This window comes from Teredinibacter franksiae, from assembly GCF_014218805.1.
Taxonomy (GTDB): Bacteria; Pseudomonadota; Gammaproteobacteria; order Pseudomonadales; family Cellvibrionaceae; genus Teredinibacter; species Teredinibacter franksiae.
This window is the reverse complement of the sequence record NZ_JACJUV010000001.1, coordinates 868,955-880,268: the sequence shown is the minus strand read 5'-3', so window position 1 is coordinate 880,268 and position 11,314 is coordinate 868,955. Positions and strand designations below refer to the sequence as shown.

General features: G+C 48.5%; 11 protein-coding genes. 7 read left to right on the top strand and 4 right to left on the bottom strand.

From position 1 onward, the window contains the following. Nucleotides 1-8: 8 nt before the first annotated feature. On the bottom strand, nucleotides 9-362 hold the full coding sequence (locus H5336_RS03485; protein ID WP_185231455.1) for a VOC family protein: 354 nt from the start codon (nucleotides 360-362) through the stop codon (nucleotides 9-11). Nucleotides 363-445: 83 nt separating this feature from the next. Between H5336_RS03485 and H5336_RS03480 the strand changes: the two genes are divergently transcribed. After that, on the top strand, nucleotides 446-3,283 hold the full coding sequence (locus H5336_RS03480) for an insulinase family protein (RefSeq protein WP_185231453.1): 2,838 nt from the start codon (nucleotides 446-448) through the stop codon (nucleotides 3,281-3,283). A gap of 60 nt (nucleotides 3,284-3,343) precedes the next feature. On the opposite strand, the gene H5336_RS03475 is transcribed toward H5336_RS03480, so the two are convergent. After that, the gene (locus tag H5336_RS03475) at nucleotides 3,344-4,186 is read right to left on the bottom strand and encodes an HDOD domain-containing protein (RefSeq protein WP_185231451.1); all 843 of its coding nucleotides are present in this window, start codon (nucleotides 4,184-4,186) and stop codon (nucleotides 3,344-3,346) included. Nucleotides 4,187-4,302: 116 nt separating this feature from the next. Then, nucleotides 4,303-5,259 (bottom strand): CAF17-like 4Fe-4S cluster assembly/insertion protein YgfZ, encoded by a 957-nt coding sequence (gene ygfZ, locus H5336_RS03470; RefSeq protein WP_185231449.1) that lies wholly within the window; start codon nucleotides 5,257-5,259, stop codon nucleotides 4,303-4,305. 110 nt (nucleotides 5,260-5,369) lie between these two features. On the opposite strand from ygfZ, the gene H5336_RS03465 reads away from it, so the two are divergent. After that, complete coding sequence (locus tag H5336_RS03465) at nucleotides 5,370-5,618, top strand: FAD assembly factor SdhE (RefSeq protein WP_185231447.1); 249 nt, start codon at nucleotides 5,370-5,372, stop codon at nucleotides 5,616-5,618. Nucleotides 5,619-5,620: 2 nt separating this feature from the next. Beyond that, nucleotides 5,621-6,097 carry a hypothetical protein gene (locus H5336_RS03460; RefSeq protein WP_185231445.1) on the top strand — a complete coding sequence of 159 codons (477 nt, stop codon included), beginning with the start codon at nucleotides 5,621-5,623 and terminating at the stop codon, nucleotides 6,095-6,097. On the opposite strand, the gene nadB is transcribed toward H5336_RS03460, so the two are convergent. After that, complete coding sequence (gene nadB / locus H5336_RS03455) at nucleotides 6,078-7,715, bottom strand: L-aspartate oxidase (protein ID WP_185231443.1); 1,638 nt, start codon at nucleotides 7,713-7,715, stop codon at nucleotides 6,078-6,080. The two genes, H5336_RS03460 and nadB, sit on opposite strands and share 20 nt — an antisense overlap. 333 nt (nucleotides 7,716-8,048) lie before the next feature. On the opposite strand from nadB, the gene rpoE reads away from it, so the two are divergent. The 4 genes from rpoE to H5336_RS03435 all read left to right on the top strand — a co-directional run bounded on the left by rpoE (nucleotide 8,049) and on the right by H5336_RS03435 (nucleotide 11,283). Beyond that, nucleotides 8,049-8,633 carry an RNA polymerase sigma factor RpoE gene (gene rpoE / locus H5336_RS03450; protein WP_185231441.1) on the top strand — a complete coding sequence of 195 codons (585 nt, stop codon included), beginning with the start codon at nucleotides 8,049-8,051 and terminating at the stop codon, nucleotides 8,631-8,633. A gap of 198 nt (nucleotides 8,634-8,831) precedes the next feature. Further along, on the top strand, nucleotides 8,832-9,635 hold the full coding sequence (locus H5336_RS03445) for a sigma-E factor negative regulatory protein (RefSeq protein ID WP_185231439.1): 804 nt from the start codon (nucleotides 8,832-8,834) through the stop codon (nucleotides 9,633-9,635). A gap of 65 nt (nucleotides 9,636-9,700) precedes the next feature. After that, nucleotides 9,701-10,735 (top strand): MucB/RseB family sigma factor regulatory protein, encoded by a 1,035-nt coding sequence (locus tag H5336_RS23585; protein ID WP_185231437.1) that lies wholly within the window; start codon nucleotides 9,701-9,703, stop codon nucleotides 10,733-10,735. Nucleotides 10,736-10,806: 71 nt separating this feature from the next. Beyond that, nucleotides 10,807-11,283, top strand: coding sequence for a SoxR reducing system RseC family protein (locus tag H5336_RS03435; RefSeq protein ID WP_185231435.1), 477 nt, complete (start codon nucleotides 10,807-10,809; stop codon nucleotides 11,281-11,283). Nucleotides 11,284-11,314: the final 31 nt, after the last annotated feature.

Here is an 11,314-nt window from a genome sequence, read left to right as displayed (position 1 = left end):
CGGTGATCTTACTTGTCAGACCATACGGCCAACTCGTTGCCGCTGGGTTCGCAAAAGTGAAAGCGCTGGCCTCCAGGGAAGCTGAATATGGGTTTTACAATACCCCCGCCAGCCTGTTCGACCTTATCCTGAGTGACCTCCAGATTGGCGCTATAGAAAACCAACAGGGCACTGCCGTTCGCTGTAGAGGAAGCTGTCTCCGCCGCATAAAAGCCTCCGTGAAGCCCTTGAAAATCGAAGGCTGTGTATTCCGGGCCGTAGTCGGTAAACGCCCAGCCAAATACTTCGGAGAAAAAGGCCTTGGTTGCGGTCAAATCTTGGGCGGGGAATTCAACATAATTGAGCTTTTCGTGTTCGTTCATAGTCTGCACTCCGGCTGGCAGGTCAGTTGACGTATTTACTGCTATGATAACGCGCTTTGAAATATGACTATAAGGATAAACAAATGCTGAGAAAACTGCTGCTAGTTACGTCGTTTGTGGCGTTAATTTTTGGTCTGCAAGGATGTGAAACTGCACCCGAGCAGATGGCAGGCGTAAAGGCCGAGAGTGCGCCCGCCGCTATACTGAAAAGTCCAAAAGATACGCGTCAATTCGCTACGTTAACGCTAGCCAACGAGATGGAAGTGTTACTGGTGCAGGATACCAGTAGTGATATCTCTGCAGTTTCTTTGGCGCTAGGTGTTGGCAGTTTCCAAAACCCGGCGAATCAGCAGGGGCTGGCGCACTATTTAGAGCACATGTTGTTTTTAGGTACAGAGAAATACCCTGAGCCCAATACTCTGCAGAAGTTTATCGATCATAATTCGGGAAGCTGGAATGCTTATACCGCAGCGGATCATACTAATTACTTTTTCTCTCTGCCTGCCGAAAAACTGGACGAAGCCCTTGATATGTTCAGTGATTATTTTAAAGCGCCGTTGTTCGACCTAGAATACAGTGACAAAGAGCGTAATGCTGTGAACAGTGAATGGTCTATGGGGCGCAGTCAAGATGGCCGCATTATTCACTACCTCAGCGGTATTACCGGCAACCCTCAGCACCCCGCCAGTCAGCTGGCCGTCGGAAATCTGGAAACCTTAGCGGATAAAGAGGGGTCAATATTAAACGAAGAGCTGGTTTCCTTTTTTAACCGCTATTACTCCTCCAATATTATGAAGTTGGTTATGGTCAGTAAGTTGCCACTGGATCAGCAGGAAGCTTTGGCGAGAAAACATTTTGGGGGCGTTGAAAATAAGTACATTGAAAAGCCTTCGGTAAAGGTTCCTGGTGTTACTGCGACTGAAATGGGCAAAAAAATTCATTATAAATCGGTGATGGATTTAAAAATGCTGGTATTGAGTTTCCCAATCCCGAACAACCTCGATCAGTGGAAATCCAAACCGAATAATTATATCGTTAGCCTTTTAGCGTCGGAAGAACCGGGTACAGTCGCCCAGCAGTTGCGTGAGAAGAATTTGGCAAAAGCGGTTTATGCTAGGGTGAATCCTTCCGCAAATGACTACGATGGAAATTTCGAGATTTACGCGGAACTTACCGACGAAGGCATGACAAAGCGTGATGAAATTATCGCGTCTCTATTTGCTTATGTAGACTTAATTCGCAAGCATGGTGTCGACGAAAAATATTTCCTAGAGCAGCAAGCGATTAACCAGAAAAAGTTTGCCAATATGGAAATGCAGCAACCTTTGCAGACCGCAATTGGTTTAAGTGCGACGTTGCTGACGTTTGAACCACAGTGGGCTATAGCCCACCCGTATGTGTATGAAAAATTTGACCGCAAAGCTGTTCGTAATGTACTTAAGCAGCTTGAGCCGGAGCGAGCACGTATTTGGTACATTAGCCAAACTGAAAGTGCAACCACTCCCGTGCCTTTTCATGAGGGTGCCTATGATGTGCAAGCTGTTGAATCGGCGGATATTAAACGCTGGAAAGCGCTCGCTGCAAGCATGCAGTATCAACTCCCGGCAGAAAATGATTTGTTTTCTAAATCGGCTGTCAAGGTTCTGCCATCAACGCTGGAGAAACCCAAGCTACTCAAAGATACTGATGGTGTAGAGGTGTGGCTTACGCACAGTAAACAGTTTCAGGGGCAAAAGGGCAAAATCGACATCTTGCTAAATACGCCCATGTCTAGTGCCAATGCGAAAAATCAAATGTTGGCGAAATTGTTTGCTTCAGCTATGAACTCACAGCAGCTCTCGTTGGTGGATCGTGCTGGACAAGCGGGTATAGGTATACAGTTTTTATTCAACAAAACAGATTTTGTTGTGAGCTTGAGTGAGTTTAATGCCAAGCACCCATTGCTGGTCGAGCGAATTTTTACGGAGTTGGCAGACTGGAGTATTTCCGATGCGGAGTTCGCCAAAGCGAAGGATAGCCTACGGCAGAACTTAATTAACCGGGAAAAGTCGCCACCCATTCGTCAGTTGGGAGATTTGCTAGGCCGACAGCTAATGGAAAATAGCTGGAGCCGAGAAGAAGAAAAAACAGTGGTTGACGGGCTGACTAAGCAGGAGCTGCTCGATTATAAGGGTCGACTATTTACCCATAACCGTCTGCGGGTTTTTGCCTACGGTAATTATGATGAAAGTACGGTTCTAAAAATAGCGGCTGATGTTGAGGGTCGTTTGCCAGTAAAGCGTAAAAGTTCTGAGCTTTATGTGCGCAAACCGATGGACCCCGTTGCAGGAAAAAATATCGTCTATAAGGAGGCGCTAACGGGACACACGGATAACGCCCTATTACAGCAGTTCAGCGTTGCAGAAAAAAGCATACTCAGTAAAGCTCAGCTCGTAACCTTGGATGCATTGCTGGGTAACAGCTTCTTCACTCAATTACGTACCAACGAACAATTGGGGTACGTGGTGGGTACCGCTGCTAGTACCGATGGCGACTTCGCCGGACTGTTATTTTACGTGCAGAGTAACAACAAAGATTTACCCGCAATAAAAACCCGTATCGAACGCTTTCAGAAAGAGTTTCTTTCTGAGCTGGAAGCAACCGCGCCAGAGGTTATCGAGCAGATTAAAACGTCGCAACTTGCACTGTTGAATAAGTTGCCCTCCGACTACCATGAAGAGATGGGGCCATTATTGAGCGATTTTTATGGCGGCAGGTTGGATTTCGATAGTAAAGAAAAACTGAAAGCCGAATTCCCAAATGTTACCAAGGAGGCTATTGTTGCTTTGTATAAAAGCTTGGTGCTAAACGCCGGTGGTAGAAATGCGGTTGTTCAATTAAAGGGTTCAAGTTTCGCGGATACGGAATTTGCGTCTGATTAAGCGTAAAAGCGCTTTATAAAAAAGCCTGCCGATTACGGCAGGCTTTTTTGTTTTTTATCTTTAATTCGATAGCATTGCCATTGCTGCTTCCATTTCTTCGCTCAAATTTTCTGCTTCTGCGGCTTCAATATTCGGGTCGAGATCCAAACGGTAAAACGCCTGCACGGTGGTTAAGTCTAGTTCGGCGAAGTAGTCACCCACGCCACTGGCCTGGTTTTGGAGCATGGCAACCGTCACAAGATCGGCATAATCCGGCTTATCGATTTTACGGGTGAAGTTTAAATAATCTACCGGTACGTTACGAAGTTCGGTTGGGAACTCCCAAGTGGTCAGAATTTTAACGCCTAGCTTTGGGTGGATAGCCTCAATAACACCATCCAACGCCATGCTGCTGGACATAAGGGAAGGGTTGTCTTCGGCGTAGGAGAGTACGGGTAGCACTCCGATTTGATGCACTAGGCCAGCCAGGGCGGCTTGGTCGGCTCGAAGATTTGTTCGGTGTTTGCATAATACATGGCACATTCCGGCTATTTCACTGGAGCGCGACCACACTGCGCGCAAGCGTTTGTCGATTAAATCCGACGTAGCTTGAAACATTTGCTCCATTGCCAGCCCGGTTGCAAGGTTACAGGTGTACTGCATTCCCAGGCGTGAAAGAGCCATATTCAAGTCTTCAATTTCTCGGCGGGCTCGAAACAGTGGGCTGTTGGCAATTTTTATCACTCTTGCCGTCAGTGCTGCATCTGAGCTGATGGCATTACCTAGTTGTCTAATACTGGCATCTGGGTCGTCGGCTACTTCCCGTACCCGCAGTGCAATTTCGGGTAGTGTTGGGAGTATTAGTTTGTCGTTATCGATGGCACCGTTGATATCTTGCAAAACCTGTTCGGCAAGGGCATTCATATTGGCTCTCTCATTCGCTGACGTTAGCAGAGTAAGGATGCAGCGAGCACCAATTTGGCCCGCTGAATTGGCGGGGGGATTATTTGGTTGCAGGAGAGGGGCTGGTGTTCGCTTTGTTAAGGTATAGCATATGGTAGGGGTAGCCATGTGATTTTTGGTTGTGACGGAACCTCGAGAATGACGTTTTCACTGGCGGTGGTTTCGTCTTTAACCAAGGCTAAAAATTCATAGTGCCCATCACCAAGATGCCCAGCATCAACTACAAAACCGCTGCTACGACTTGCTCCGGTAAGCATTATGCTGTTGCCGTAGGCGGGTGGTGTAGCGTCGTCGGGCAGCTTTAGTGTACCTCTGTAAAGATGTTTTTTGAGTGTGGCTTTGTAGTGCATGCGGGCGATGATTTCTTGCCCTGTATAGCAGCCTTTTTGGAATGCGATACCATTTCGTAGTTGAAAATTGAGATCCTGTGGAATCAGCTTTTCGGCTGATTCGACGCGTACCTCTGCAATGCCACGTTGAATATTTTGAATGGCCCACGCCTGTGGTTTTGCAGATAAACCATTTTCACACTGAGCGGCAATTATGGCCGCTAATCTCTTGTCGTTAATCCAGAGTTCGCATCGCTGTTCGTCTAGCCGCAGTATTGTAAGCCCTTCTATTGGGGTGCTGAAGTGACCTAGGGTAGGCAGCGCTGCATCGGTGGCGGGAATAATCTTGGTATCTTCCGAGACTATAAGTCCGTACACGGCAACCTCCGTGGCTTTAATGTCTGCTTTGGAAAATACAATGTATTTACTTAGCGCAGCTAAAGCTGAGTCTTTAATGCTGGTGTGCAACCGCAAGGCAATACTACCATCGCTTAAGCTTGCGCTGTAAAAGCTGCTGTGCATGCGCCCCTGAGCGTTACAGTGTGCGCCCAGCAACCACTCATGGGTTGTTAGACGGGTGAAATCACAGGTGCATTGCCCCTGAAGGAATTTTTCACTATCTTCACCCTGAACGGTGATGAGCGTGTAATGGGGTAGGGCGATAAGTTGGTTTTCTTGCCCTACGGGCGTTTGATTTTTAGTCATAACAGCGTTCTTGCGTATGGGGTTTTGTGGGCCTAGTGTTGGTTGGCGAATTCGTTCCTGCAGCCACATGCTACAATCGACCCCCGTATTTTTTCTACCCGGTATTTTTTATGGAATTAAATCGTCTACGTTGGGCCGCACGCCGAGGCATGTTGGAATTGGATCTGATTCTATCCCCCTTTGTGGAAAACGTATATTCATCGTTACCCGAACGGGAGCAGCAGTTGTTTGAAAAGCTGTTGGAATGTGAAGATCCGGATATGTTCCAGTGGTTTTTACACAAAGGTGAGCCTGAAGAGGCCGACATCCGTGAGATTGTAGTCATTGTCCGCAGCCACGCTACAAATGCAGGCGGGTAGTTATGCTTAGGCAGGGTGCCTCGGCATATTTTGAGCTCCAGCCTGCGGCAATACTTGTTTGGTGGAGTGTTGCCCTACATGTGCTGGTGTTTTGCCTACTTTTTACTTTTCAGGTTGACTGGTGGGTAAGGGGAGGTGCTGTAGCGGTCTGGTTGTTGAGTGGTTACTGGCAATGGCGGTTTTGGCAGCAAATGCGAGTTATTGTTGGATTGCAGATTCAGGATAACCAGCTTGTTTTCACGGATAAGCAAAATAACAGCACCTCGATAGCGGTTGGATTGGGTGCAGGTGCAGGTGTGCGCGAAATTTTCCTCACACGCTTTCTTGTGGCGCTAATGTTTCGCAAGCCTCGTGCGTTAGCTATTCCCAGTTCACTTATTCTGATTAGGCAAAGTTTTAAAGATGAAGACGCCTTCCGGCAATTACGCATTTTACTGCGCCAATTACCTCTGGGTGGCGTCAGTTCTGATGGACGATGATGTCCTGGCTGGCAAAATTATCAGGCACAAGTATAGTGTCGCGGGCTACTTCAGCCAGATTAGGGTAGTCGAGCGAGTAGTGCAGGCCACGGCTTTCCTTGCGGCGCATAGCGGAGCGAATTATGAGCTCTGCAACCACGGCTAAGTTGCGTAGCTCGATAAGGTCGTTGCCTACTTTGTAGTTGGAATAGTATTCGTTAATTTCTTTTTTAAGTAATTTTATTCGGTGGTCGGCCCTTTCGAGGCGTTTTTGTGTTCTCACAATGCCCACATAGTCCCACATAAAGCGGCGTAGCTCGTCCCAGTTGTGCGAAATAACAACATCTTCATCGGAGTTGGTTACGCGGGTTGCATCCCAACCGGCTATGGCTGTGTGAGGGGCAATGGCATTGATAGAAGACTCTATAGCGTTAGCGGCAGACTGCGCATAAACCACACATTCGAGTAGTGAGTTACTGGCCATACGGTTCGCGCCGTGAAGCCCGGTAAAAGAGGTTTCACCAATGGCGTAGAGGTTACTCAAATCCGTTTGTCCTGATTTATCGACTACAACGCCACCACAGGTGTAATGTGCGGCTGGCACCACTGGAATTGCTTCTTTGGTGATATCAATTCCGTAGCTCAGGCATTTCTGTTTTACGGTAGGAAAGTGAGAAGCAATAAACTCCGGTGTTTTGTGACTGATGTCAAGATAAACGCAATCGCTACCAAGCCGTTTCATTTCATGGTCTATTGCGCGTGCGACTACATCTCGTGGTGCTAACTCTCCCAGTTTGTGAAAGCGATCCATAAAACGTTCGCCGTTAGGTAGGCGTAATTTGCCACCTTCTCCGCGAACAGCTTCGGTAATCAAAAAGGATTTTGCCTTCGGGTTAAACAGGCAAGTAGGGTGAAACTGATTAAATTCCATGTTCGCCACGCGGCAGCCTGCTCGCCATGCCATGGCAATGCCGTCACCACTGGCGCCGTCGGGGTTAGAGGAGTAGAGGTATACTTTGCTGGCGCCGCCGGTGGCAAGAACCACGGTTTTTGCGGCAAAAGTATCCACACTGTCGGTATTGCGGTTGTAAACGTAGGCGCCTGTACAGCGGAGTTTTTTACTTGATGGGTCTGGCTGTGAAATTAGGTCTAGGGCGATAAAGTGGTCGTACAGTTTAATATTGGGGGCGGCTTCTACTTTTTCGATCAGCGTGGTATGTAGCGCCCGCCCAGTGGCGTCAGCACTGTGAATAATACGTCTTTGGCTGTGACCGCCTTCGCGCGTTAGGTGAAAGTCACCAGAGCTGGGTTTGCGAGTAAAATTGACGCCCAAGTCGATCAGCCATTGAATAGCCTGAGTACTGTGGCTCACGGTGAATTCTACCGCGTCTTTATGGCACAGCCCGCCACCGGCGTTGAGGGTGTCCGTGACGTGCGATTCAATGGAGTCGTTATCGTCCAGTACGGCGGCTATGCCGCCCTGGGCATACCAGGTTGAACCTTCATTGAGTTGGCTTTTACTGAGTACGGCAACGTTTAATTGTGGGTTTAGGTTTAGCGCCAGTGATAGCCCTGCAGCACCGCTACCGAGAATAAGTACGTCGTAACTGAACGGGCTGGCTGTTTGGTTTTTGATCATCGATAGCGGCGGTCTATGGTTGGGGATTATGGCTTAGAATGGACTATACCCTAAGTGCTTCACGAAGCAGTAATAATTGCCTAAAGGGCGATTCTACCATTGATATTTATTGATCTGGCCTAACCTTAGAGGCTGTGAACGCATCAGGGTATGCAGTAAAAAATCAGTGGCGTATGGAACTTTATTTTAGTCGATTAATCAGATATTCCTGAACTGCCGATCGGAAACAGGGTTGTCTGGTCTTTTGGTCCAGTGGCGAATACGCTCACTGGGCTAATATCAAAGCAATAATAGGTTTAAGTTGCTTCTGTATAGAAGCTTTGGGAGTAGTCAATGGCGGTTCAACCCGCTTCTCAAACAGATGAACAGCTGGTTGCCCGTGTACAGAAGGGTGATAAGCGCGCATTCGATCTGTTGGTGTTGAAGTACCAGCATAAAATTCTAGCAATCATTAGCCGGTTCGTTAAAGACAGTGCGGAGGTGCAGGATGTAGCCCAGGAAGCCTTTATTAAGGCCTATCGCGCGCTGCCTAATTTTCGTGGTGATAGTGCTTTCTATACTTGGATCTACCGCATTGCCATCAACACAGCGAAGAATCATCTGGTGTCTCGTGGGCGTAGGCCACCGTCTTCCGATGTTGATGTGGAAGATGCCGAGTACTACAGCGGCAGTGAGCAGCTTAAGGACTTGGGTTCGCCTGAAGGTCAAATGATGCGAGACCAGCTTGAGACCGTTGTACATAAAGCGCTAAGAAGCTTGCCAGAGGATTTGCGAACAGCCGTTACTCTAAGGGAAATGGAGGGTATGAGCTACGAAGAAATTGCTGAGGTAATGGGCTGTCCTGTGGGCACCGTTCGCTCGCGAATCTTTCGTGCAAGGGAGTCCATTGATAAGCAGATGGCGCCCCTGCTGAATTAGCTTGCGCCCTAGGGTTTGTTGTTCAGCGATGGCAGTAAAAAATTTAGTAATGTGTTGAAACAAAACGGGTGTAAGGGTGTCTGATTTGGTGAGTATGGTTTACTGTCTCTGGCAAGAGCAGGTAAATACTCCAGGCACAAAAAAATTGATTACAATGACAGCTTCAAAAGCTGCGATTTTAACTCCAGGCGTTATTTTATGAGTTCTCGTTCAGATCACGAAAAGCCATCGGGTATCAATGACGAAAAAGTACTTGATATCAGTGCAGCTGTTAGCGAATCCATTTCTGCCCTGTTGGACAACCAAGGCAATGACCTTGATGTGCGGCGCGTTCTGCGGGAGGCAGAAGACAGCGACCACGTTAGAGCAAAGTGGCAGCGTTATCATGTGGCCAGTGCCATTCTCAGAAATGAGCCGTCTGCGGCTATGCCTGTCGATTTATCAGAACATCTTCGTGCGGAAATTGCAGTAGAGCCTTCGCACTCCTCTACCTCTACTGGTGGTAAAGCCCGAAAATGGTTAGACGCCATGGCAAAGAGCAGCATTGCCGCGGCTGTTGCGCTTGGGTTATTGGTGGGGGTTCAGCAGTACTCAGAGCGCGTGGATGAACAGCCCCATGCGAATCTTGCCGATGTCGAGCCTTTCGTTGCTCCGGATCTTAATTCGGCAGTAGTACCGGCTGGTTTTGATGCCCCTCAGCTATCGGCTCGCACGGTCAGCACCGTGCAGAATGCCCCCCGTCAAAATTTACCCTCGCAGGGTCTTACACGCAGCATACCGGCTAGCGAGAATGGAACCCTGCCCATGGTTGCAGACCCTGAATTACAGGCACATTTCAGTCGTTTGATGATGATTCATGCACAGCAGGTGTCGGAAAATAGTGATCTTGGGGTGATATCCTTTGCCCGTCTTACCGATTTGAATGCGCAGGTTGATAGCATGCAAAGTGGTGCAGTTAATGACACCCCTGAAAAAACGCTAACGCCGAGCGAGGCTGAATAAACCTCATTTAAAGCGTGAAAAATTCTTTCGCTCCTTTCCAACATATCAAAAAGGTTGAGCGCTACGTGCTTTTTGATTATCTAAAGAACAGTTTTCGGGCGGGTATACTACTTGCCCTTTTTACTGCGCCACTTTTTGTCCACGCAGTGGAAACCGAGCCCTCTGCCGAGAAAATACTTGCCCAGCTAACCAATGCCATGCGCAAGCATAACTATCGTGGTGTGTTTACCTATGAGCATGGTGGCAGTTTAGAAACATTGGATGTTACCCATGCCGTCATCGACGGCGTTGAGCACGAGCGCTATGTGCAGCTTAATGGCCCGGAACAATCGCTTGCTCTAGACGGCCGCGCGGCCGCTTGTGAGTCACTGGGGGGGCGTATGATTCGCGGAGCAACGCTGGCAACCAGTAATGGCCGAGCGGTGGGCTTTAACGAATATTACCACCTGTATTTTAAAGGTTATGACCGCGTTGCTGGTCGCACAGTGGCCGTTGTGCAGCTTTTGCCGAAGGATAATCAGCGGTATGGCATGAGCTTGGGGGTCGATATTGAATCCGGTGTGTTGCTGAAAGTATTGATTATGTCGGCTAAATCAGTGCTGGAGCGTATGCAGTTCGTCGCTTTTGAATATAACCCGCAGTGGAGCGACGAAGAGCTTGATGCTTTTGTGGCAACGCCAAGGGATTCCCCTGTGTGTGGTGAGCGGGCAGCAATAATGACCAGTAAAACGCCTACCGAGGGCGAAAACCCACTCACAGAGTGGCTTCCTACTTGGGTGCCTTCGGGATTCACCCTAGCCAGCTCGCAATGGACTGAGCTTGACGGCTTGGTGCATACGTACACCGATGGATTGTCGGCGTTTTCTGTGTTTGCAAACCCAAGTTTAGTGCCCGAGAATAATGCGGCACAACGTATTCCCAGAGGTGTGGCTCAGCGTGGCGCGACCCTGCTGATGATGGATTTATTTCGTTTTGACGACACATTCTTGCATGTGACTTTGGTGGGCGAGCTGCCCGAAGCCTCGGCGCTGCGAATACTTCGCTCAATCGTTAATCCGGAGGCCAGCAAGGCTACCGCAGATTTACCGATTCCACAGTAATTGTGAAGCGCCCTAGGTTTTAGCATTACAATAGGTCGTATCTGTATGTCCTTCCCGGAGTAAGTTCTTTCATGTTGACTGAAATTGGCAGAGTTATTGCGCTAGATGAAGATGGTGTATGGGTTGAAACCCTGCAGCAGTCAGCGTGCTCTCAATGCAGGGCTCGGCATGGCTGTGGTCAGAAATTACTAGCCTCAGCGGGCAGTCAATTCACTCGTGTTAAGGCATTATTTTCATCCTCTCTTTCGTCGTCCGATCTGGTTGTGGGTGATGAAGTAACGATTGGTGTTGAAGAGGCCGCCTTCGTAAAAGGTGCTTTTTTCAGCTATGGTTTACCGATGCTCTCGATGCTGTTGGGGCTGGTGCTGTGCTCGCGGTTCACTGCGCACGAGGGCTGGCTTTTAGCGGCGACATGTTTGGGTTTATTTGCGGGGGGATTGATTGTCCGTACAAGCGCCCGAATATTAGTGTCTAGAGAATGCCTGCATGCAACCCTGCTGGAAGTGAATTCTACAAATCGGGAACCTGTTGTTAATCAGATGTTCTGAATTAAAGAAGATAGTCTTTCATATACAAGCG

Coding starts and splice junctions, on each gene's coding strand:
- H5336_RS03485 (WP_185231455.1), bottom strand. CDS start 362: ATGAACGAACACGAAAAGCTCAATTATGTTGAATTCCCCGCCCAAGAT.
- H5336_RS03480 (WP_185231453.1), top strand. CDS start 446: ATGCTGAGAAAACTGCTGCTAGTTACGTCGTTTGTGGCGTTAATTTTT.
- H5336_RS03475 (WP_185231451.1), bottom strand. CDS start 4,186: ATGAATGCCCTTGCCGAACAGGTTTTGCAAGATATCAACGGTGCCATC.
- ygfZ (WP_185231449.1), bottom strand. CDS start 5,259: ATGACTAAAAATCAAACGCCCGTAGGGCAAGAAAACCAACTTATCGCC.
- H5336_RS03465 (WP_185231447.1), top strand. CDS start 5,370: ATGGAATTAAATCGTCTACGTTGGGCCGCACGCCGAGGCATGTTGGAA.
- H5336_RS03460 (WP_185231445.1), top strand. CDS start 5,621: ATGCTTAGGCAGGGTGCCTCGGCATATTTTGAGCTCCAGCCTGCGGCA.
- nadB (WP_185231443.1), bottom strand. CDS start 7,715: ATGATCAAAAACCAAACAGCCAGCCCGTTCAGTTACGACGTACTTATT.
- rpoE (WP_185231441.1), top strand. CDS start 8,049: ATGGCGGTTCAACCCGCTTCTCAAACAGATGAACAGCTGGTTGCCCGT.
- H5336_RS03445 (WP_185231439.1), top strand. CDS start 8,832: ATGAGTTCTCGTTCAGATCACGAAAAGCCATCGGGTATCAATGACGAA.
- H5336_RS03435 (WP_185231435.1), top strand. CDS start 10,807: ATGTTGACTGAAATTGGCAGAGTTATTGCGCTAGATGAAGATGGTGTA.